Here is a 21,853-nt window from a genome sequence, read left to right on the forward strand (position 1 = left end):
GAGGGGCGTGCCGGGTGGTGGTGCGCCCCTCCCCTGTTTTATGCGTTGCTTTTGGCGCCGGTTTTAGGTGCCGGGCTTTAGGGCTTTCGTGGTTTGAGGGTGCTGATGGGTTGGCGGTTTGCGCCGGGTTCGCCGCAGATGGTGTGTTTGATCCAGGTGGGTAGGCCTCCGGCGTTGAGATGTACGTCGAGGATGTTGAGGTCTTCTCCGGTGGTGTGGCGGTGGGCTTCTTGGCGGAGCAGGCGGGCGTAGGTGCTGTAGCCCTTGTACCAGTTGGCCCAGGCTTGGGTGTTGCGCAGCGTTGCGTATTCGCCGTCGGTGCTGTGGGGTGTGAGCAGGCTGGTGAGTAGTTCGAGCCCGTTGAGGCGCTCCCAGTGGGGGCTGTCTAGTTCTCCTTTGAGAGCGTCGAGGTAGCGGGTGTAGACGGCTTGGTGGTTGGGGTTGGCGAGGTATTCGCTGTTGGTGTAGGCGTCGTCGATTCGCTGGCTAATCTCTTCGAGTTTGCGTGCGGCGGTATGGTCGTTGGAGTCTCTTTGTTTGAGCAGGCGCGGGAGTACCTCGCGGTTGATGGTGTTGAGTTCGGTGGTGACGGCGAGGTCGGTGGGGCTGAGTTCTTGGAGTGCCCAGTGGTCGAGGTTGACCTGTTGGATGCTGCGGTTTTGTTGGACGCTGCGGTTTTGCTGAATAGTGCGGTGGGTGCGGCGGATCCAGTCTTGCCATTGCACGCATTTTTCGGGCACGGCGCGCACATGTGCCTGGTCGGTGCCGGGTACGGTGCTGAGCATGTGGGTGAAGCTTTCGGGCATGTAGGTTTTTCGGGTGATGCGGGTGCCGTAGTGGGGCGGTTCGAGCGGGTCGATGTCTGGGAGGGCGACGGGTCGGGGGCCGCCGAGGGCGTAGTTGGTGTGTTGGGCGGCGTAGTGCATGTGGGCGAGCGCTTTTTGGGCGTGGTTGAGCCCGTATCCGGCGAGGTAGGTGAGTATTTCGGGGGTGATGGGGTTGAGCGCCATCGGTGCGATGGAGGCGCGTAGGTGCCCGGCGACTTCGGCGGGGATGAGGTCGCGTAGCGCATCACCGATGGTGGGGGTATCAGAGTCAGCGTTAGCGTCGTCGATCTGGTGGGTGGTGAGCAGGTGGGCGGCGGCGTTGATGGCGGCGTCCCAGTAGCAGAGGTCGATTTGGGCTTGGTGGTAGATGGTGTGGATGTTGGTGCGGCGGGCGTCGTCGCGCCGTGCGGTGTTGGTGCGGGTGTGGTCCCAGAGTTCTACGGCGTTTTCCCAGTCGTGGCGGGTTTCGGGGTTGCCGGTGGGGTCGGTGTCCCAGGGGCTGTGGGCGTAGTTGTGGTGGGCGTTGGGGGCGATGGTGTCGCCGTGGCGGGTAAGCCAGGTGTAGTAGCCGCTGTGGTGGATTTCTTCGATGGGTGCGAGGAGGGTGAGTGCTTGCTGTTCGGGGTCGAGTGCCCAGATGCTGGCGCCGCCTGCGTAGATGATGTCTTCGCATCGTAGTTCGCTGACGATGCGCGGGTCGTGGAGCAGGTGCAGCCAGGTGTTGATGTTGATTTGGGTGTCGACGTCCTGTTGGATTTCTTCGATGGCGGCGAGTTGCGCGGTGTCGGGGCTGAGTTGGCGTTGGCGTACGGTGTTGTCGCCGTCGACGATGACGGTGTAGAAGCGGGTGAGGGATTCGCCGTTGTGGCAGGTGGGTAGTTTGGCGAAGGTTTCGTGGAGGAAGTCGGCGCGTTCGGTCAGGGTGCAGGGTTCGTCGGGGAGGTTGACGCGCAGGCTGGGGCCGAGGGTGTCTTCGGTTGCGGTGAGGATGATGAGTGAGTGGTCGGGCCAGTAGCCGTGCTGGTGGAGGGCGCTGCTGAGCACGTCGTATTCGTTGCGGATAGGCGGGGGCGTGTCGTAGTTGCCGCTGTTGAAGTGGTCGCTGTTGAGGTGGTTGCCGTTGGGGGTGTTGCCGTTGGAGATATTGTTTGCGTTCATGCCTTCACGGTGGCACGGTTTGGGCGGGCGCGAGGTTAAACAAATAAATCTGTGGATACTTCGGGTCATAGGTCCGAAGATTCCACAGATTTATTCGTATTGTTCGTTTGTGCGCGGGGGTTTGTCCACAGCGGCGCGGGGTGCCGCGTCATAATCTGTCACGCAATATCCATCACGCAGCATCTGACGGGCGGTATCCGGCGAGCCAGGTTCGCGCTCCCCCGCAGCGTCCCTTACTGTGCGCCCCCTACTGTTCATCGAGGAATCGCTCGAAGAGCGCACCAATCTCGTCGCGGCTGGGCACGTTGTGCGCGTCGCGGCGCGAGAGGGGAACCGCAATGTCGGAGGTGCGGAAGTTCTCGTCGTAGTTCTCTTCCATGGTCGTGATCATGCGACCGATTTCGGGGTTCTGCTTGACCTGATCGTTGATCTGGCTGTGCACGTGGCGTGCGGCTTCGCGCAGATTCTCGGTGGGTAGCGAGAGGTGCGCCGCCATACCCACGTGTTCGAGGGCGGTGAGGGTGCCCTGCGGCAGGTCCGCCTCCGAAATGTACTGGGGAATGTTCACGCCGAAGCCGACGGTGTCGATTCCATTTTCGGTGAAGAGCACTTCCAGCAGGTTGGTGACGGTCGCGTGCACGTCGGCGCTGGGCTTCCACGGGGAGATGCCGCGAATCAGGTCCTTGCGGGAGCCATGTGCGGTAATCGGGAAGGGGCGGGTGTGCGGCACCGGCATGGGGAATGCGGAAACCAGCACGACCAGGGAGGGCTTGACCCGCTGGGCGATGGTCAGCACCGCCTTTTCGAAGCGCTGCCACTGCAGGTCCGGTTCGGCACCGGTGAGCAGCAGGAACGGCTTGTTGAGGCTGTCTTCTACGGCGTAGAGCTTCAGCTGCGGGTATTGCGGCTTTTCGAAGTGGTCTTTTTCGTAGCGGATGAAGGGGCGGCGGGCACGGTAGTCGTGTAGCTGGTCGCTGTCGAACTCGACGATTTCAATGTTCTTGAGTTCGCTGAGTAGCACCTGTCCGAGCTGGCCTGCGGTGGAGCCTGCGTCCTGCGGGCTGGAGAGGGCAATGACGAGGGTCAGCCCGTGCATCCGGGGGTCGTCCAATATTTTGGTGTTGGCTAAGTAGAGATCTTCGGGGTTGAGCATCGTGCCTCCTCACTTCTGTCTGGTTCGCGCCGTGTTCGGGTGGGCTTAGCGTTTCATGCCGGTACCCGAGGTGGTGGGGCGAAGGGGCGTCTTCTGTTATCTGACGCTTCCGTAGTCTTTCATTTTATGCCACTGTTGCCCAGTATCGACAGTGTGCGGGCTTTTCTCGCAGTAGGTGAACTTGTTTAGCGTCTTGCTGACGTTCTTAAGACGCTGCCGCTCGGCTTCTTGCGCATTTTTCTGCTCTGCCAGCGGCTCGGGGTGAGAGCTGAACCTCACGCCCTCCTATATATCCGTGTAGAGTAGAAGCAGTAGTCCGCGCGGCTTTGCGCGGCGGTATCCATCCTCACTCTTCGAGGGCCTACAGTTGAGTTTTTCGGGCGCGAGGATGTGCCCCGACTATTTCGAGAAGACATACGCAAAGGAGTAACGATGTCTCTGTCTCTGTCTATTCACAGCACCGACCTTGAAGCGCTCGAAGCTGACGTTCTGGTTCTGGGCGTTCTGAAGGGCGATGACGGTGCCTACCTGGCGCCGAGCTCTCTGTCTGAGGAGTCTGTTGAGGGTATTAACGAGCTGCTGGAGGCGCTGGGTGCCTCGGGCGCACCGGATCAGCTGCTGCGCCTGCCCGGCCTTGAGGATGTTGGCACCGGCATTGTTGCCCTGGCGGGTCTGGGTTCTGATGCTGCTGAGGGTCAGGAGCGTCTGGATGCTCTGCGTTACGCTGCTGGTTCTGCGGCTCGTCAGCTGGTTGGTTCTGCTGAGGAGATTGCTTTCGATTTCGGTGTTTCTTCGGTGGCTGAGATTGAGGCTATTGCTCACGGCGCCGTGCTGGGTAACTTCGTTGAGGAGGGTCTGCGCGGCAAGACTCAGGATTCGGTCAAGGAAGAGATTGAGTCCATTCTGATTGTTTCGTCGATTGATCAGGAAGAGGCTGAGGAGGCCCTGGTTCACGCCCTGGTTCTGGGCGAGACCGCTAAGGATGCTCGCCGTCTGGTGAACCTGCCTCCGTCGCACCTGTACCCGGAGACTTTCGCTGAGTTCGTGGCTGAGGTTGCTGAGGATTACTCGAACGTTGAGATTGAGCTATTCCATCACGACCGTCTGGCTGAGGAGGGCTTCGGCGGTATTTCTGGTGTTGGTCAGGGTTCGCCCCGCAAGCCGGTTCTTGCCGTTGTGAAGTATGTTCCGGAGAACCCGAAGGCTCACGTGGCTCTGGTGGGTAAGGGCATTACTTTTGATACCGGCGGTAACTCGCTGAAGCCTGCCGCTTCGATGATGACCATGAAGTGCGATATGGCGGGTGCCGCATCCGTTCTGAACGCGGTGCTAGCTTCTGCTGAGCTGGATGTTCCGGTTGCTGTGACCGGTTACCTGTGCCTGGCTGAGAACATGCCCGGCGGCCACGCTCTGCGCCCGGAGGATGTCATCACCATGCGTGACGGTCGTACCGTTGAGGTGCTGAACACTGACGCTGAGGGCCGCCTGGTCATGGCTGATGGTATTGCGCTGGCATCTGAGTCGAACCCGGACGTCATCTTGGATATTGCTACCCTGACCGGTGCGGCTATGGCGGCTCTGGGTCTGCGCACTGCTGCTCTGCTGGGTGACGAGGAGATCCGTGACCGCGTGATTGCTGCCGGTGCCGCTGCGGGTGAAGCGTACTGGCCGATGCCGCTGGAGTCTTACCTGCGTAAGAGCCTGGAGTCCCCCGTCGCTGACCTGAAGAACATTGGTTCCCGTTACGGTGGCGCGCTGACTGCTGGCCTGTTCCTGAAGGAATTCGTGGGCGAGGGCATCCCCTGGGCTCACCTGGACATTGCGGGCCCCGCGTTCAACGAGGAGGCTCCCTACGGCTTCACCCCGAAGGAGGGTACCGGCTTCGGTACCGCTACCCTGGTGAACTTCATCCAGTCCTACGCTAAGTAGTTTGTGACCTTGCCGGGCAGCGTATAACCGCTCGTGGTAGAAGGTTCTTTGAGGAGGGCTTTCCGGTGTTTTGTGCCGGGGAGCCCTCCTTTTACGCTGTTCTTGGCGAGGTCTGTGAGCCCGCTGTGCCGGTGCTGTCATCGGGCTGTTCTATGACGTATACCTTTTCTTGAGTTGTGAAAAATTTGGGTTGTTTGGGGGATTAATCGGCTAAAACCGCCCTGAGTGAACTTAAACGACCGCCAACGGGGGTATTGTTGTATTAAGTGTTTTTCTGCGTACGCGGAGGGGCGCGCGATTTTTCGGGTCGCGGGCCTCCTGCGCATGCTGGGGAAACCTACCAATAAATTGGTAAAGAACTCATTGCAGGGGTCTTTAGCCCCCACAACTATGCAAGGGAGCAATATCGTGGCTCAAGAATTCGACATCCTCATCCTCGGCGGCGGTTCCGCTGGCTACTCTGCAGCTATTCGCGCACGCCAGCTAGGCTTCACCGTCGGCCTGATCGAGAAGGAAAAGGTCGGCGGCACCTGCCTGCACACCGGCTGCATCCCCACCAAGGCATACCTGCACGCTGCTGAGCTGGCTGAAGAGGCACGCGAGGCGTCCAAGGTTGGCGTTAACGCTGTGCTGCAGTCCATCGAAATGGGCAAGGTTCGCGATTACAAGGACGGCATCGTCTCCGGTAAGTTCAAGGGTCTTGCAGGCCTGCTGAAGATGAAGGGCGTTGAGGTTATCCCCGGCGAGGGCAAGCTCACCGCTCAGGACACCATCACCGTTAACGGTGTGGAGTACAAGGGTAAGAACATCATCCTGGCATCCGGCTCGGTCTCCAAGACCTTCGGTCTGCCCATTGAGGGTCGCGTTCTGACCTCCACTGAGGCACTGGAGATGGACTACCTGCCCAAGAGCGCTATCGTGCTCGGCGGCGGCGTGATTGGTTGCGAGTTCGCATCCATGTGGAACGCTATGGGCGTTGACGTCACCATCATCGAGGGCCTGCCGAACCTGGTCCCCAACGAGGACCCGGCTATCATCAAGGTCCTGGAGCGTGCGTTCAAGAAGCGCGGCATCAAGTTCAACACCGGCACCCTCTTCGAGAAGGTTGAGCAGGACGCTAACGGTGCTAAGGTCACCCTGGCTGACGGCAAGGTCTTCGAGGCAGAGATCGTTCTGGTCGCTGTTGGTCGTGGCCCGAACACCGCAAACATGGGCTACGAGGAGCAGGGCATCCCCATGGATCGCGGCTTCGTCCTGGCTAACGAGCGTCTGCACACCGGCGTGGGCAACATCTACGCTGTTGGCGACATCGTCCCCGGCGTTCAGCTGGCTCACCGCGGTTACCAGCAGGGTATCTTCGTTGCTGAGGAAATCGCTGGCCTGAACCCCACCGTTGTTGAGGACATCAACATCCCCAAGGTCACCTTCTGTGACCCGGAGATCGCTTCCGTCGGTTACTCCGAGCCCAAGGCTAAGGAGAAGTTCGGCGCTGAGAACGTTGAGACCGCTGAGTACAACCTGGCTGGTAACGGTAAGTCCGCTATCCTCGGTGCTACCGGTATCGTGAAGGTTGTCCGCCAGAAGGACGGCCCCATCGTTGGTGTTCACGCTATTGGTAAGCGCATGGGTGAGCAGATTGGTGAGGCTCAGATGTGGGTTGCTTGGGAAGCATTCCCCGAGGACGTCGCTAAGTTCATCCATGCACACCCGACTCAGAACGAGTCCCTGGGTGAGGCTGCAATGGTCCTGAACGGCACCCCGCTGCACAGCGCATAAATTTTGCTGACTGGCGTTAGCGCGTCAGCTTAGTATTGACGACCGTTGGTCGTTAGCGGTTGCCGGGCGTATCCGCTGAACAACGCCCCTATCCGGATGCGCGTCGACGTGCTTCGATGCATGCGGCGCGCATCCGGGTCACCGCTCACATTTTTCTAGTTCAAGCATTCACAAGGAGAACGGGAAAGATTATGTCCCACACCGTAGTACTGCCCGCACTGGGCGAGTCCGTGACCGAGGGTACCGTTACCCGCTGGCTCGTTGAGGTCGGCGACACCATTGAGGTTGACGCACCCCTGGTTGAGGTTTCCACCGACAAGGTTGACACCGAGGTTCCCTCCCCCGTAGCAGGCGTTGTTGAGCAGATCCTCGTCCCCGAGGACGAGGACGTCGAGGTCGGCGCTGCTCTGGCTATCATTGGCGACGGTTCCGGCGCTGCTGCACCGGCTGCTCCCGCAGCTGCTGAGGCTCCTGCAGCTCCCGCTCCGGTTGCTGAGGCTCCCGCAGCACCCGCTGCTCCGGCTGCTCCCGCGGCTGGCTCCGCTTCCGGCACCGAGGTCCTGCTGCCCGCTCTGGGCGAGTCCGTGACCGAGGGCACCGTTACCCGCTGGCTGAAGGAAGTTGGCGAGCAGGTTGAGGTTGACGAGCCCCTGGTTGAGGTTTCCACCGACAAGGTTGACACCGAGGTTCCCTCCCCCGTAGCAGGTACCCTGCTCGAAATCCGCATCCCCGAGGATGAGGACGCAGAGGTTGGCCAGGTTCTGGCTATCATCGGCGACGCTGCTGCTGCAGCTGCACCGGCTGCTCCTGCAGCTCCCGCTCCGGTTGCTGAGGCTCCTGCCGCTCCCGCAGCACCCGCTGCTGCTCCGGCTGCACCCGCAGCTCCCGCTGCACCTGCCGCTCCGGCAGCTGCTGAGGGTGAAGCATACGTGACCCCGCTGGTCCGTAAGCTCGCTAAGGACAACGGTATCGACCTGTCCACCGTTAAGGGCACCGGTGTTGGTGGCCGCATCCGCAAGCAGGATGTTCAGGCTGCTATCGCTGCTAAGGGTTCCGCTGCTCCCGCCGCTGTTGCACCCGCTGCAGTTGCTGCTCCGGCTGCTGGCTCCGCAAAGGCACCGCACACCTTCGAGGTTTCCCCCAAGCGTGGCACCGTCGAGAAGACCGCACGTATCCGCCAGGTTATTGCAAAGCGCATGCGTGAGTCCCTGGACGTCTCCACCCAGCTGACCCAGGTCACCGAGGTTGACGTGACCCGCGTTGTCCAGCTGCGTGCAAAGGCTAAGGACGGCTTCGCTGCTCGCGAGGGCGCAAAGCTGACCTTCCTGCCCTTCTTCGTCCAGGCAACCGCTGAGGCTCTGCAGCAGCACCCCGCTCTGAACGCGTCCATGACCGAGGACTACAAGCAGATTACTTACCACGGCTCCGAGAACATCGCTATTGCTGTGGACACCCCCAAGGGTCTGCTGGTTCCCGTCATCAAGAACGCTTCTGACCTGGGCATTGCTGGCCTGGCAAAGGCTATTGGCGACCTGGGTGGCCGCGCACGTACCGGCGACATCTCCCCCGAGGAGCTGTCGGGTTCGACCTTCACCATCACCAACATTGGTTCCTTCGGTGCACTGTTCGACACCCCGATCATCAACCAGCCGAACGTTGCAATCCTCGGTACCGGTTCGATCGTGAAGCGCCCCATGGTTATCCAGGATGCAGACGGTAACGACGTTATCGCTATCCGCTCCATGTGCTACCTGTCCCTCACCTACGATCACCGCGTGGTCGACGGTGCGGACGCTGGTCGCTTCCTGCGCACCGTCAAGACCCGCCTGGAGGAGGCAAACTTCGAGTCTGAGCTGGGCCTCTAAGACCTGCAAAGATTCAAGGAAGTTTCCTTGTGGCGGTACCCTGACGGGTAACCGAGCGTAGCTCCCCGGTTTTTCGGGGGAACGTAAAAGCGGCGGCTCCATCCACTTCGGTGGGTGGGGCCGCCGCTTTTGTTGTGCCTGCCGAATGCTCAGGTGGTGAGGCGGGTACCGGGTACGGCCGTTATGCTGCGACGGGCTCAGCGCGAGCTATCTCCCAGCCTTTCTCCCCGCGGTGCAGGTCGAAGATGACTTTCTGGCGGGTGATGCCGTTTTCTTCGCTGAGTTTGCGGGCTTCCTGTTCGGTTTTGTCGGCGCGGTAGCCGGGTGCGGAGACTACCGCTATGACGCGAATGTTCTCGCCGTCGCGGCTGAGTTCCTCGGTGGTGTCCAGAGTGAGCTCTGCGCCGCCTCGGGCTCGGCGTTCTTGGTTCCGCTGGTCAATGAGGGCGCGTAGAATCTGTTCACCCTGCACAGCCTGATTCTGTTCTTCCGTGCCGCCGGGTGCTTGCTCCCCCTCTGCGTTCGCGGCTTGCGCGGATACGGGCTGTGCCGTTGCCGGGGCGTTCTGTCTGTAGACAGTGAACCCGAGCGGCAGGGCGATAGCTCCCAGGGCGAGCGCAGCTAGGCCCAGGCGTGCGGAGGGGCGGCTTAGCGCACCGCGTAGCGCAGCGAGGCGGGGTGCGCCCGTTGCTTCTGCGCTCTTTGCGGGACTCTTTACTGAGCTCACTGCGGAGCCTAACGGTTTAGAGCCTGTGGCAGCTGCCGGCTTCTTCACGTGTGGCAAACGTTCCGCCAGGTAGCGTTGCGTCTTCTGGAGCTTTGAGGGCTTCTGTACCGGCACCGGATCTATAGCCGCGGGAATGAGGGCGCGGGCGCGTTCCGAGCAGCTCAGGTACACGTTCAGCGGGCGAGGCGGCACCTCCTCCGCGAGCGCGACCACGGAGCTCAGTCCGACGGTCGCCACTTCATGGGTGGGTGCGTCTAGAAGGTATTCGAGGGCGCGTCCGAGGCGTTCAACCCATTCGTTACTGGGTGTTCCATCAGTGGCGGTGCCGGCAGCTCCCATGCGTAGTGAAAGGGGTACACGGGCTACGGAGGGTTCCGGTGTGTGCCCGCAGGCGGCTTGCCAGAGCAGGGCGGCTGCGGAACGTGCGTAGTCGCCATAAGCGGCTGTGAGCTGTTCAGCGTCGAGAGAGCTCGCATCACAATAGACGGCATTGGGCAGTAGGAGCTTGGGTACTCCGGCGGCGCTCAGCGCAATGTATTCGGCGCTCAGCTCGGCGCGCCCCTCCCCTACCTTTTTGAGGCTGCCGAGCGCCCGATGCAGGGTGCGTGCCAGGGTCATGAGTTCGGCAGGGTTGAGGGTGCGAGCGCGTAGGAGCTTGTCGAGGGTGCCCGCGTCGAGAGGCTCGTACCAGAGGCACAGCTTGCTATCGTGCTCCTCGCTGGTGACGGCGTGTAGCTTGGCGAGTCCGGGCGCGTTACGCAGGGCGGCGGCTACCTGCGGGGTCTGGGCGTGAGCGGATGCATCCGTGCTTTCTTCGAATCCGTACCCGTTGGCTGCCGCGCGCAGAGTGGGTGCGGAGGGAGCGGTGCCCTCGGGCGCAGAAATGGTGCGCAGGGTGTAGCGTCCGGGGCGCATAGAGGTTACGGCAGGTGCGCTCTCGGCGGTTCCACCCCGGTACTCAACAATCTGCAGGGTGAGCAGTGCCGGGTTGGCGATGCTTTCCAGAACGTGTGCTTCTTTGCTTCTCATACCATCATGTTATCAAATAACATCAAATAATATGTTTATACACAATAAAACAGCATAAATAAACCACGCAACCCTAAAATCAACACCCGGAATATTCACCCCGTCAACCCAGCACACCCGTCCGTAACATTCCTACATGTTCGCTCATCACGTGATTCAGGGCGCCCTAATTTTCTTCCCTCCACTAGCAGTACTAAGGTAGAAAGTATGTCTGTGACGATTGAACGCGTGGGCTTCGCCCCGAACTATGTGAACTATGTTGAGTGCTTGGACGAGCAGTACCGCATCCACGATGAGGTGGCTAACCGCACCCGCCAGAATACGATTCTTCTGCTTGAGCATGAGGCAGTGATTACCGCGGGTAAACGCACCGAAGACCACGAATACCCCGCAGACAACTCCACCCCGGTCGTCAAGATTGACCGCGGCGGCAAGCTGACCTGGCACGGCCCCGGCCAGCTGACTGCTTACCCGATTCTGCGCCTACCCGAGCCCATTGACGTGGTGGCGTATGTGCGCATCGTTGAGGAAATCATCATTAACGTCCTGGCTGGTCTGGGCATTAAGGGTGAGCGCGTTGAGGGCCGTAGCGGCGTGTGGATTCTGGGCGACGGTGTCACCCAGGACAAGAAGATTGCCGCGCTGGGCATGCGCGTTTCGCGTAACACCACGATGCACGGCTTCGCGATTAACTGTTGCAACGACCTGGCGCCTTTCGCGCAGTTCATCCCCTGCGGTATTAGCGATGCGGGTGTCACCTCCATTTCGGAGCAGCTGGGTCGCACCGTGACCCCCGCCGATATTTTGGAGCCGCTGGAGGCGGAGCTTCTGAAGTACCAGGACCGACTGGCGGAGTCCTTCGAGCCCGTCCCGGCGCAGGACTAAGCACAAGACCAGCCGCAGGGCTAGAGCGCAGAACTAGACCCTGAACGAGCCGCGCACCGCGCATCCGGGTTCGTTCGTCATATACGAAAATCAGTTTCACCTACGCCTGAGCGGGCGTAAAATAGAAGGTGGCCCACCTGCACAGAGGGCACACCGAGACCAAGGAGAAGACTTTTGAGCACCGCACCTGAAGGACGCAAGCTACTGCGTGTGGAGGCCCGCAACGCTGAGGTTCCCATTGAGAAGAAGCCTCACTGGATTAAGACCAAGGCTATTGTTGGCCCCGAATACAACGAGATGCGCGAGCTGGCTCGTGGTCAGGGTCTGCACACTGTGTGTGAAGAGGCTGGCTGCCCCAATATTTATGAGTGCTGGGAAGACCGTGAGGCAACCTACCTGATTGGTGGTTCCGAGTGCACCCGCCGTTGCGACTTCTGCAATATTGCAACCGGTAAGCCCGTTGCTGTGGATTACGCTGAGCCGTTCAAGGTTGCGAAGAACGTGAAGGTCATGGGTCTGCGTTACGCAACCGTGACCGGCGTGGCTCGTGACGATCTGGAAGACGGCGGTGCGTGGCTGTACGCAGAGACTACCCGCCAGATTCACAAGATGTGCCCGAACACCGGCGTTGAGATGCTCGTCCCCGACTTCAAGGGTGTTCCCGAGCATGTTCAGAAGGTCATTGACGCTAAGCCTGAGGTGTTCGCGCACAACCTGGAGACCGTTCCCCGTATCTTCCGTCAGATTCGCCCGGCGTTCCGTTACGAGCGTTCCCTGGACGTTATTACCCAGGCTAAGGAAGGCGGCATGGTCACCAAGTCCAACCTGATTCTGGGTATGGGCGAGACCGACGACGAGATTTACGAGGCGCTGTGCGATCTGCACGATGCTGGCTGTGACATCATTACCCTCACCCAGTACCTGCGCCCCGGCCCGCTCTTCCACCCCATTGAGCGTTGGGTGAAGCCGCAGCAGTTCGTGGACTTCGCGAACATGGCTGAGGAGATTGGTTTCGCCGGCGTTATGGCGGGCCCGATGGTTCGTTCTTCGTACCGTGCAGGTCGCCTGTGGGCTCGTGCAATGCGCAAGAACGGTTACCCGATCCCCGAGAACCTGGCTCACATTGAGGGTGAGGGCGCTGCTCTGCAGGAAGCTTCCTCTCTGGTGGCTGCAGGCTACTAAGCCTTTTCAGAATCTTTCTGAGAGCGTTGAGGCTCCTCGAACCCGGTTTCGTCCGGTGTTCGGGGAGCCTCCCCTTATGCCCCGTCCCTTGTGTGGGTAGGGTAAACTAGAAAAATTGCAGGCATACACTGCATCGTTACGTCACTATGGTTCCGTGAGCGTTTGAGGCGCTTCTCGGGGCCGCGGAAGAACCAGCCGAGGAAGAATCGTGGCAGATAAGCGCGAAGAGAAGAAAAAGAAGAAGGAACGCACTCCGGGCACTTTCGCCCAGATGAAGCAGGTCTACCAGATGACCAAGAAGTCCGACCCGAATATTGGTTGGATTCTGAGTCTGTCGGCTCTGGGTACCCTTTTGGTTTTCCTCCTCATCGGTATTGCCCTGAATAACTGGATTACTTTCCTGATTCTGGGTCTGGGCGTTGCCGCTATTGTGGCGATGCTTCTGCTGGGTCGCCGCGCGCAGACTGCGGCTTTTGCTCAGATTGAGAACCAGCCCGGTCGTAGTGGTGCGGCGATGAACTCGGTGCGCCGCGGTTGGATTGTTGAGGAGCAGCCCGTTGCTGCGAACCGCAACCAGGATCTGGTGTTCCGTGCGCTGGGCCGTCCCGGTATTGTGCTGGTGACCGAGGGCCCTCACAGCCGCGTGAACTCGCTGGTGAACACTGAGAAGAAGCACCTGGCTCGTGTGGCCCCCGGAGTTCCGGTTCACGTGATTGAGACCGGTCACGATGAGGGTCAGGTTGAGCTCAAGGACGTTGTGAAGACCATGAACAAGCTTCCGAAGGCTCTGACTCAGCAGGAGATGCAGGTTGTTTCGGGTCGTCTGAGCACCCTGAACACTATGCGTAACCCGATGAACGGTCTGCCGAAGGGTGTTGACCCGATGCGTGCACGCCCCGATCGTCGTGCGATGCGCGGCCGCTAAACGAGCATCTGGTATAAGCTTTTGAAGGCTCCGGCTCTTCCCGTGTGGGAAGGGTCGGAGCCTTTTTTGTTACACCCGATTATTGCACTGCTACTGGCGTTGCTGCGGGCTCTGCTACTGCCCTTGATACGGGGCGTTAGCGGCTGCGCTGTGTTTCGTGAAGCAACATAGATGTAACTCCTTTCCAAGATTTGTAACATTACCGAAACACGATAGTCACGCACGCGCAAAAAATAACCACTATGCTTGATATGTCACAGGGATTTACCCGCGGCCAATAACTAAACCAAAGATTGACGCGACGAGGGGGTATCCTCTCCCCCGCCCTCAATCGCACAAGGAGCATAGTCCTCATGTTTACCAGCCCCCAGGAAGTTCTCGACTTTATCAAGAACGAAGAAGTAGTCTTCGTCGATATCCGATTCACCGATATGCCCGGCGTGCAGCAGCACTTCAACCTGCCCGCCAAGGCAATTGATGACGATTTCTTCGTCAACGGCCAGCTTTTTGATGGCTCCTCCATTCGCGGCTTCCAGGGCATCGCAGAGTCCGACATGCAGCTGATTCCCGACGTTCAGTCCGCATACGTTGACCCCTTCCGCATTGAGAAGACCCTGGTCATCATCTGCTCCATCGTGAACCCCCGCACCGGTGAGCCCTACCACCGTGACCCCCGCGGCGTTGCTGAGCGCGCCGAGGCATACCTGCAGTCCACCGGCATTGCAGACACCGCGTTCTTTGCTTCCGAGGCTGAGTTCTTCGTCTTCGAGGACGTCCGCTACCAGGTCGAGCCGAACTCGGTCTTCTACAAGATTGACTCTGACGAGGCTCCCTGGAACACCGGCCGCAAGGAAGAGGGCGGCAACCTGGGTAACAAGACCCCCGTCAAGGGCGGCTACTTCCCCGTCTCCCCCGTCGACAAGCAGGCTGACCTGCGTGACGCAATGTGCGTAGCAATGGACGAGGTTGGCCTCGAGGTTGAGCGTAGCCACCACGAGGTGGGTGCAGCCGGCCAGGCAGAGATCAACTACAAGTTCGACACCCTCACCAAGGCTGCTGACGACCTGCTGAAGTTCAAGTACGTCATCAAGGGCACCGCAGACGCATGGGGCAAGTCCGTGACCTTCATGCCCAAGCCCGTGTTCGGTGACAACGGTTCCGGCATGCACTGCCACCAGTCGCTGTGGCAGAACGGTGAGCCGCTGTTCTACGACGAGCGCGGCTACGCTAACCTCTCTGACACCGCACGCTGGTACATTGGCGGTCTGATTGAGCACTCCTCCGCTGTTCTGGCGTTCACCAACCCGACCGTGAACTCTTACAAGCGTCTGGTTCCCGGCTACGAGGCTCCCATCAACATGGTGTACTCGCAGGGTAACCGTTCCGCTGGTATCCGTATTCCGATTACCGGCACCAACCCGAAGGCTAAGCGTCTGGAGTTCCGTGCACCGGACCCCTCCGCTAACCCCTACTTCGCGTTCGCTGCTCAGCTGATGGCTGGCCTGGACGGTATCCGCAACCGCATTGAACCGCCGGCACCGATCGACAAGGACCTGTACGAGCTGCCCGCCGAGGAAGCTAAGGACATCAAGAAGGCTCCGGCTAACCTGGAGGAGGCTCTGGCTGCTCTGGAGGCTGACCACGACTTCCTGCTCGAGGGCGGCGTCTTCACCGAGGACCTGATTCAGGCGTGGATCGACTACAAGCGTAAGAATGAGCTGGAGCCGCTCTCGCTGATTCCGCACCCGCTTGAGTACCAGCTGTACTACGGCGTCTAATCTTTCTTCCTGAACGGTGCCCCTTGTAGGGGGTGCGTTCTGGAGAACAGGCAACGGCCTATACGTTCCTTTGGGAGCGTATAGGCCGTTGTTGTGTCTGCTGTAGCCTCTCTGCGGGGTGTTGTCCTGGTGTAGCGCGTTTGCTGACGGGTCGTGTCCAATATTTTTATGCATCGATGGGTCTTGCGCGTCTTAGTTGCGCTTAGAGCCGCTCTAAGGGCTAAGCTGTTGGTGCTGGCGTTCCCTCCCTTTTTGTCGTGCAACCGGAGGGAACGCCAGTCTATTTTTATGCCCTCGTGCCGGTGCCTGCTTTCAGCGGGCTAGAGGTCACATCATAAGATGTTGGCCCACTGACCGGTAGGTATGTTCGCAGGCGGGCGTACAATGAAAGTGCGTGCGCCCGGCCGGCGGCACCTACGAATTCCGCGAGAAACGACACCACAACGCCGTGTTCTCCCCACCGCCCCTCACCTTTTCAGCATCTGCTGGGGCGAGTATCGCCGATGACCGACCGACCCGTCTGACGCCGCATCCACTGTAACGAGGAGAAATCTCATGGCATATCAGCCGACCATCCTAAACGGTGAAACTGTTTTCCGTAACGAAGTTTTTCAGACCGGCCTCATGTCCCAGCTGCTGGACGGCATTTACGATGGCGAGATGACCATCGGTGAGCTCCTGAGCCACGGCAACTTCGGTGTGGGTACCTTCAACGGCCTCGACGGCGAAATGGTCGTCCTCGACGGCGTCTGCTACCAGGTGCGTCACGACGGCTCCGTATCCCTGCCCGACCTGCGCCAGCAGACCCCCTACGCCGTGGTCACCAACTTCGTGCCCATGATTAAGCGCGAACTACCGCAGAACCTACTCCGTAAGTCTGCTTCCCAGATTCTGGATGACTTCACCGTCTCCAAGAACTACATGTACGCCATCAAGATTTACGGCGAGTTCGAATGGGTCCGCACCCGTACCGTCATCAAGCAGGAGAAGCCCTACCCGAAGATGGTCGCGGCCACCGAGAACGAGGACATCGTCCAGTTCGATAACGTGACCGGCACGATCGTTGGCTTCCGCACCCCCATCTACGAGCAGGGCATCTCGGTGCCCGGCTGCCACGCCCACTTTATCGACGATGAGCGCGTTCAGGGCGGTCACGTGGTCGACTTCAAGCTGCGCTCGGCAAAGGTTGAAATTTGCCCCGGTACCGGCCTGCAGCTGCACCTGCCGCTAACCCCCGAGTTCTCCTCCGCTAACCTCTCCCCCGAGGACCTGGCTGAACAGATCTCCAAGGCTGAGAAGCACTAAGCTTATCTCCATCGGGATATAGCAACGAAGGAGCCGCCCTCTACAGAACTGTAGAGGGCGGCTCCTTCGTGTTTATACGCGCTGTAAACGGCGCTTACGCCTCGGGCACGAACTCGCCGTGGCCACGCTCGCGCAGAGCGGCACGCACCTTCTCAGCTGCCGCATCCAGCTCTTCGGCGGTCGCGTCCTTCTTCGCGTTAGCGGGATCGTAGTCAGCCATGCCGTCAGCCGGGAACAGGTGGATGTGGGTGTGCGGCACGTCGAAGCCCGCAATCATCAGAGCCACACGGTCCTTATCGAACGCCTGATCCAGGGCACCCGAAATCTTGTGCGCCACAGCGAACAGGTGCGCAGCCAGCTCAGCCGGCAGGTCGGGCCAGCGGTCAATCTCAGCGCGGGGAACGAGCAGCAGGTGACCTTCCGACAGCGGCATGATGTCCAGGAACGCCACGCACTGGTCATCCTTCCAGACGAAGCGGCCGGGAATCTCGCCGTCAATAATCTTGGTAAAAATCGTGCTCACAATAATCTCCTTCATGCGCCGCCATCGGCGCGTTTGAAGCTCAACGTTCAGGCTCTACGCCTCAACCTCAATGCTCTCGCCGGGGTTCAGATGCTTCAGCTCGGTGCCGTACTTCGCGCCGAAGTTCGTCACCAGGCCCTCAATAATGCCGGTACCGTTCTGATTAATCATGCCGTTGTGAATCGGAACCACACGCTGTGCGCCGGTTGCAATCACAAAATCAATGACTTCCTGAACCTTCGACCAGGGCGCGTGAATCGGCACCAGGACGGTATTTGCACGCACACGGTGAGGCACCACAAGGGAGTCACCGGGGTGGTACACGGCACCGTTAATCAGGTAGCCGATGTTCGCGATGGTCTGAATCAGCGGGTGAATCAGAGCATGCTGACCGCCGTAGGTCTTCACCTCAAAACCGGGGATACTGAACTCAGAATCGGAGGAAACAACGGTAACCTCGGCGGCGGGCACAGCCTCCTTGATAACCTGGGCGACAGCCTCGGGAGCCCAAATCTTCAGCGGGTTCTGCGACTCGGTGCGCTCAGCAATCAGCGGCAGCACCGACGGGCCATCAAAATGATCCGGATGCGCGTGGGTCACGAACAGGTAATCGGCGCCTTCCAGCGCGGTGGCATGCTCGCCTTCAGCGGCAAAATTGCCGGGGTCAAGAACGAGGGTGCGCCCCTCATTCTCAAGGCGGATACATGAGTGGGTGTACTTCGTCATCTTCATAGTTTCAGTCTACCGCGAACCCCAGCACCCGCCCGGCGGCGGCTTCAATTTTTGAGATAAGCCGCAAATCAACCACCTTTTGAACGCCTCTAGTGTAAAGTCGTAAGACAAGATCGACCACACAATGGGGCGGCCCTCCGCCCCGAAAGGTTCAGCAATGGACACTCATATTCCCGTACGGAGAATTACGAAGCCCGCCGAAGCCCGAAATACCCGCCAGCGTCGCATCATCAAGGCGACCATGGAAGAGCTCGGCGATTTCATCTCAGCACAGGATCTGCACCTGACCCTCGCGAACCGCAAGGAACAGGTCTCTCTCGCAACCACCTACCGCGTGCTGCAGTCGCTGGCTAACGCCGGTGAGCTGGACTCGGTCAAGGGCGTTGAGGGTGAGACCCTGTACCGCCACTGCCAGGTAAAGGACCATCACCACCACCTGCTCTGCCGCCGATGCGGCACCGCCATCGAGCTGGAAGCGCCCGCCCTCGAGGACTGGGCACTTGCCATGGGCAAGCAGCACGGCTTCTCGGAGCTGGAACACGTGGTTGAAGTGACCGGTTACTGCCCGGACTGCACTTTGGCACGTCGCGAGGAAGAATCGCAGGGCGGCGCTGCACGCTAACGCTGCAGGCCAATCTGCGACCCATACCCCTCACTCACTGAGGGGTTTCCTTCACCGGAGAGGATCCTTCTCTGGAGGACAACAAGGCGGCGTCTTCAAAGATCTTTGACGCCACCACAGCACGACACACAGGGCATCTGGACAAGGCGACATATTGCCGAACAGGTTGAGCCCGCCTCGCGCACCGGGTGCATAATCCATAGCGCGAACACAGCACGACAGTAAAGAGCCCCACCTCGGGAACGAGGTGGGGCTCTTACTTTAAGGATTACCCGTCAGCAGGGGCTGTAAGCCCTCCTAAGCGGTTTATGCCTTCTCAGTCAGCTGGCGACCCGACGCGCTGTGGCGGCGCTTCACGCCACCAATCACACGGCACACCACGTAAATCAGGAAGGAAATGCTGGTCACGTAGGGGCTAATCGGCAGCGAACCGGCAAGAGCCAGCAGAATACCGCCCACAATGGACGCCTCCGCAAACAGCACCGACAGGATCAGGGTACGTACCGGAGAAGCAGTCACCTGCATCGCCGCAGCCGCCGGAGTAATCAGCAGAGCCAGCACCAGCAGCGAACCGACCACCTGCACCGACAGCGCCACAGCAATGCCCAGGATCACCATGAACACCAGGGAGAGGAAGCGCATCGGCACGCCCTTAGCGCGGGCAACCTCCGGGTCCAAAGAGGCGAAGCTCAACGGGCGCCACACCATCACCAGCAGGGAAATAATAACCACCGCACCCATAATCATGGTGTGCAGCTGGTCGGCATCCACGGACACAATCTGACCGGTCAGCAGACCGAACTTATTCGCGCTACGACCCTGGTACAGGGACAGGAAGAGAATACCCAGACCCAAGCCGAACGGCATGAGTGCACCAATCACCGAGTTCGAGTTGCTCGCCTTAGAACCCAGAAAAGCAATCAGCAGCGCCGAGGCAATCGAACCAACCATGGAGCCGGTCACCACGTCATAGCCAAGCAGCAGCGCCAGGGCGGCACCGGCGAAAGACATTTCAGAGATGCCGTGCACCGCGAAGGCGTGGTCGCGCATCATCACGAAAATACCGACGAAACCACCGATAAGGCCCAGCACAGCGCCAGCAAAAATGGAGTTCTGCAGCATGTGCAGCAGCTCGCCGTAGCGGTCAAAAACGAAAATGCGGGAGAGCAAATCATTCTGCGCGGCGGCAACCGGAGCCAGGGCGGGAAGGGAAGCTAGAAGAGTCATCGAGTGGTTCCTCCCGGAAGGTGTAGGGTGCGCTGCGTATCGGACGGGCCAGACTTCAGGTGGGATCCGTGAACAATCTGGTCGGTGCCCTCAATATGGCAGTGGTCGCTGGCGTGAGTCTCGCCCACCACCACGTAACGGCCATTGGATTTGAGCACGCTCACCGGGGTTCCGTACAGGGAGGTGAGGGTCTCGCTCGTCATGACCTCCTCCACCGAGCCGACCGTGAACCTGCCGTTCGCCAGGTAGAGTACACGGTCCACATGCTCGATGATGGGGTTGATTTCGTGGGTCACGAACACCACCGCCACACCGCGTTCACGGTTGAAGCGGTGAATCAGCTCAGCCACCGCGTACTGGTGGTTGAGGTCCAGGGAGAGTAGCGCCTCGTCAGCCAGCAGAATCTTCGGGTCGTTCGCGAGCGCCTGAGCGATACGCAGACGCTGCTGCTCACCACCGGAGAGCAGACCCACAGGCACGTTCGCGTACTCGGTCGCGCCGACGGCTTCGAGGAGTTCGTCGACCTTTGCGCGGTATTTGCGGCCGTGCAGGCGGATGCCCCAGCGGTGTCCGTCCACGCCCAGCCCGACCAGGTCGCGGGCGCGCATCGGGGTGGAGGTGGGGATGGACTTCTGCTGCGGCACGTAGCCGACGCCTGCGTTGCCCAGGCGTGCGGGTTTGCCGAGCACAGAGATTTCGCCGGCGTTGAGTCCGGTCAGGCCGAGAACCACTTTGAGGAAGGTGGACTTGCCGGAGCCGTTGGGTCCGAGCACGGCAAAGTATTCGCCTGCGCCGATGTCGAGGGTCAGATCTTTCCAGAGGGTGCGGGCCCCGAAAGCGAGGCTACCCCCGCGAATGGAAATCGCGGGGGTGGCACCGTTATTGTTGTCAGTCACTTAGGAGAGCGCCTTTTCGAGGTTGCTGACGTTGGTCTTCATCCATGCCAGGTAGTTGGTGTTTTCCGGCAGGGTTTCGGTGAAGGATACGTAGTTCACCGAGGCGTCCTTAGCTGCCTGCAGCACCTCGTTGGTCTGGGAGGTGGAGGTCTGCTCGTTGTAGGCGAGCAGCTGGACCTTCTTCTCGGTGACCATGTCCTTGGTTTCCTTCAGGACGAGGGCGGGAACGTCGTTGCCGGCTTCTGCCGCCTCAGCGAATTCGCTGGGGGTTGCGTTCTCTGCGCCGGTGGAGGAAATCAGGTAGTCCGGCACGGGCTCGGTGGACAGGTACTTCTTGCCCTCGCCGGGGATTGCCTTGGCGGTGGTGTCCAGTGCGTCCAGTTCCTTGGAGAAGGTGGATGCGTTGGTGCGGAACGCCTCAGCGTGTGCGGAGTCGAGGCCCGCGAGCTCTTCAGCGATCTTCTGGGCGACCTTCTTCATGGTTTCGAAGTCGTACCAGAGGTGCTCGTTGAACTCGTGTGCGTGGGCGTGGTCGCCGCCGTCTTCGTGGTGCTCGCCGCCGCGGTGGTCCTCGACCAGGTGGGTGTATTCGGCGTCGGTGAGCTTGCCGCTGACCTTGACCGCGTTCACGATCTTCTGGGAGGTGTTGTCCTTGCCCGCGAGGTCTTCGAGGAACAGGTCGTAGCCTGCACCGTTAATGACGATCAGGGATGCGTCCTTCGCCTTGAGGCGGTCGGCGCTGGTGGCTTCGTAGGAGTGGGGGTCGGTGCTGGTGGAGGCAATCAGCGCGGTCACCTCAACGTAGTCGCCGCCAACCTGCTTAGCGATGTCTGCGTAGACGTCGGTGGAGGCGACAACCTTCACCTTGCCGTTGGAGCCAGCCGAGGAGGACGAACCGGAGGAGGTCTTGTTCTCGGTTGCGCAGCCTGCCAGCAGCAGGGAGGACGCGGCGAGTGAGCCCATTGCGGTGAGGAAGTGCTTGCGGGTGATCTTCGGGTGCGACATGAGGGCTCTCTTTCGGTTTCGTTCTAGTCTGTAGGTTTCTTAACTACATCATGCGCACACCCGTATAAACAACTCTTTATTGGTCTCATTTGGGTGGTCTTGAGGGGCTCATTTCCCTTTTCAGGCGCTTATGTAACAGGGGTATTTCGCTAACCCCGTCCCGCTTCCCCGCTACCACTTCATACCGACGCCTGTTGCCGCCCCACATGTGCGCGTCTGAACCGTTTTTGGGCGTAAAACAGCCCGCCCCGCGCCCTCCTTGACGAGGGCACCGGGCGGGCTGTGTGCCTCAAGATTTCCCTGTTTTAT

17 protein-coding genes are annotated in these 21,853 nt (G+C 60.1%); 9 read left to right on the forward strand and 8 right to left on the reverse strand.

The window, feature by feature from the left end; genetic code table 11:
* Window positions 1-77: 77 nt before the first annotated feature.
* Window positions 78-1,985, reverse strand: coding sequence for a metal-dependent hydrolase (locus tag AB8E48_RS00470; RefSeq protein ID WP_368885381.1), 1,908 nt, complete (start codon window positions 1,983-1,985; stop codon window positions 78-80).
* A 247-nt stretch (window positions 1,986-2,232) separates the two neighbouring features.
* A complete protein-coding gene (locus AB8E48_RS00475; protein WP_294642127.1) occupies window positions 2,233-3,138 on the reverse strand; it encodes a PAC2 family protein in 906 nt (301 codons plus the stop codon).
* A gap of 432 nt (window positions 3,139-3,570) precedes the next feature.
* Between AB8E48_RS00475 and AB8E48_RS00480 the strand changes: the two genes are divergently transcribed.
* The 3 genes from AB8E48_RS00480 (at window position 3,571) to sucB (ending at window position 8,708) form a co-directional block, all read left to right on the forward strand.
* Window positions 3,571-5,067, forward strand: coding sequence for a leucyl aminopeptidase (locus AB8E48_RS00480; protein ID WP_368885382.1), 1,497 nt, complete (start codon window positions 3,571-3,573; stop codon window positions 5,065-5,067).
* Window positions 5,068-5,457: 390 nt separating this feature from the next.
* Complete coding sequence (gene lpdA, locus AB8E48_RS00485) at window positions 5,458-6,843, forward strand: dihydrolipoyl dehydrogenase (RefSeq protein WP_296548195.1); 1,386 nt, start codon at window positions 5,458-5,460, stop codon at window positions 6,841-6,843.
* 191 nt (window positions 6,844-7,034) lie between these two features.
* Complete coding sequence (gene sucB / locus AB8E48_RS00490; RefSeq protein ID WP_368885383.1) at window positions 7,035-8,708, forward strand: 2-oxoglutarate dehydrogenase, E2 component, dihydrolipoamide succinyltransferase; 1,674 nt, start codon at window positions 7,035-7,037, stop codon at window positions 8,706-8,708.
* A gap of 181 nt (window positions 8,709-8,889) precedes the next feature.
* Here the strand turns inward: sucB and AB8E48_RS00495 are convergent, their stop codons facing one another.
* The gene (locus AB8E48_RS00495) at window positions 8,890-10,464 is read right to left on the reverse strand and encodes a peptidase (protein WP_368885384.1); all 1,575 of its coding nucleotides are present in this window, start codon (window positions 10,462-10,464) and stop codon (window positions 8,890-8,892) included.
* Window positions 10,465-10,557: 93 nt separating this feature from the next.
* Between AB8E48_RS00495 and lipB the strand changes: the two genes are divergently transcribed.
* The 5 genes from lipB (at window position 10,558) to budA (ending at window position 16,539) form a co-directional block, all read left to right on the forward strand.
* Window positions 10,558-11,349, forward strand: coding sequence for a lipoyl(octanoyl) transferase LipB (lipB, locus tag AB8E48_RS00500; protein WP_368885404.1), 792 nt, complete (start codon window positions 10,558-10,560; stop codon window positions 11,347-11,349).
* Window positions 11,350-11,523: 174 nt separating this feature from the next.
* Window positions 11,524-12,531, forward strand: coding sequence for a lipoyl synthase (gene lipA / locus AB8E48_RS00505; RefSeq protein WP_005505472.1), 1,008 nt, complete (start codon window positions 11,524-11,526; stop codon window positions 12,529-12,531).
* A 208-nt stretch (window positions 12,532-12,739) separates the two neighbouring features.
* Window positions 12,740-13,456, forward strand: coding sequence for a DUF4191 domain-containing protein (locus AB8E48_RS00510; RefSeq protein ID WP_294645390.1), 717 nt, complete (start codon window positions 12,740-12,742; stop codon window positions 13,454-13,456).
* A 353-nt stretch (window positions 13,457-13,809) separates the two neighbouring features.
* Entirely contained in the window at window positions 13,810-15,234 is a 1,425-nt protein-coding gene (glnA, locus tag AB8E48_RS00515; protein WP_368885385.1) for a type I glutamate--ammonia ligase, read from the forward strand.
* Between the two features lie 555 nt (window positions 15,235-15,789).
* Entirely contained in the window at window positions 15,790-16,539 is a 750-nt protein-coding gene (budA, locus tag AB8E48_RS00520; protein ID WP_049337825.1) for an acetolactate decarboxylase, read from the forward strand.
* Between the two features lie 94 nt (window positions 16,540-16,633).
* Here budA and AB8E48_RS00525 read toward each other — a convergent pair whose 3' ends face one another.
* Together AB8E48_RS00525 and AB8E48_RS00530 are read right to left on the reverse strand one after the other, a co-directional pair.
* Window positions 16,634-17,062 (reverse strand): HIT family protein, encoded by a 429-nt coding sequence (locus tag AB8E48_RS00525; RefSeq protein ID WP_313968491.1) that lies wholly within the window; start codon window positions 17,060-17,062, stop codon window positions 16,634-16,636.
* Window positions 17,063-17,116: 54 nt separating this feature from the next.
* Window positions 17,117-17,794, reverse strand: a complete 678-nt coding sequence (locus AB8E48_RS00530; protein WP_368885386.1) for an MBL fold metallo-hydrolase — start codon at window positions 17,792-17,794, stop codon at window positions 17,117-17,119.
* Window positions 17,795-17,951: 157 nt separating this feature from the next.
* On the opposite strand from AB8E48_RS00530, the gene AB8E48_RS00535 reads away from it, so the two are divergent.
* Window positions 17,952-18,416 (forward strand): Fur family transcriptional regulator, encoded by a 465-nt coding sequence (locus AB8E48_RS00535; RefSeq protein WP_049342169.1) that lies wholly within the window; start codon window positions 17,952-17,954, stop codon window positions 18,414-18,416.
* A gap of 306 nt (window positions 18,417-18,722) precedes the next feature.
* Here AB8E48_RS00535 and AB8E48_RS00540 read toward each other — a convergent pair whose 3' ends face one another.
* The 3 genes from AB8E48_RS00540 to AB8E48_RS00550 are packed head-to-tail and all read right to left on the reverse strand — an operon-like array spanning window position 18,723 to window position 21,544.
* Window positions 18,723-19,643, reverse strand: a complete 921-nt coding sequence (locus tag AB8E48_RS00540; protein WP_368885387.1) for a metal ABC transporter permease — start codon at window positions 19,641-19,643, stop codon at window positions 18,723-18,725.
* Window positions 19,640-20,539: a metal ABC transporter ATP-binding protein gene (locus tag AB8E48_RS00545; RefSeq protein WP_368885388.1), complete on the reverse strand. Its 900-nt coding sequence runs from the start codon at window positions 20,537-20,539 to the stop codon at window positions 19,640-19,642. Before AB8E48_RS00545 ends, AB8E48_RS00540 begins: the two co-directional genes overlap by 4 nt.
* Window positions 20,540-21,544 carry a metal ABC transporter solute-binding protein, Zn/Mn family gene (locus tag AB8E48_RS00550; RefSeq protein ID WP_368885389.1) on the reverse strand — a complete coding sequence of 335 codons (1,005 nt, stop codon included), beginning with the start codon at window positions 21,542-21,544 and terminating at the stop codon, window positions 20,540-20,542.
* Between the last annotated feature and the right edge of the window lie 309 nt (window positions 21,545-21,853).

Origin of the sequence: Rothia mucilaginosa, from assembly GCF_964211445.1 — a bacterium.
GTDB lineage: Bacteria > Actinomycetota > Actinomycetes > Actinomycetales > Micrococcaceae > Rothia > Rothia mucilaginosa_E.

Coding starts and splice junctions, on each gene's coding strand:
- AB8E48_RS00535 (WP_049342169.1), top strand. CDS start 17,952: ATGGACACTCATATTCCCGTACGGAGAATTACGAAGCCCGCCGAAGCC.
- AB8E48_RS00530 (WP_368885386.1), bottom strand. CDS start 17,794: ATGAAGATGACGAAGTACACCCACTCATGTATCCGCCTTGAGAATGAG.
- budA (WP_049337825.1), top strand. CDS start 15,790: ATGGCATATCAGCCGACCATCCTAAACGGTGAAACTGTTTTCCGTAAC.
- AB8E48_RS00475 (WP_294642127.1), bottom strand. CDS start 3,138: ATGCTCAACCCCGAAGATCTCTACTTAGCCAACACCAAAATATTGGAC.
- sucB (WP_368885383.1), top strand. CDS start 7,035: ATGTCCCACACCGTAGTACTGCCCGCACTGGGCGAGTCCGTGACCGAG.
- AB8E48_RS00550 (WP_368885389.1), bottom strand. CDS start 21,544: ATGTCGCACCCGAAGATCACCCGCAAGCACTTCCTCACCGCAATGGGC.
- AB8E48_RS00480 (WP_368885382.1), top strand. CDS start 3,571: ATGTCTCTGTCTCTGTCTATTCACAGCACCGACCTTGAAGCGCTCGAA.
- lpdA (WP_296548195.1), top strand. CDS start 5,458: ATGCAAGGGAGCAATATCGTGGCTCAAGAATTCGACATCCTCATCCTC.
- AB8E48_RS00495 (WP_368885384.1), bottom strand. CDS start 10,464: ATGAGAAGCAAAGAAGCACACGTTCTGGAAAGCATCGCCAACCCGGCA.
- AB8E48_RS00540 (WP_368885387.1), bottom strand. CDS start 19,643: ATGACTCTTCTAGCTTCCCTTCCCGCCCTGGCTCCGGTTGCCGCCGCG.
- AB8E48_RS00470 (WP_368885381.1), bottom strand. CDS start 1,985: ATGAACGCAAACAATATCTCCAACGGCAACACCCCCAACGGCAACCAC.
- glnA (WP_368885385.1), top strand. CDS start 13,810: ATGTTTACCAGCCCCCAGGAAGTTCTCGACTTTATCAAGAACGAAGAA.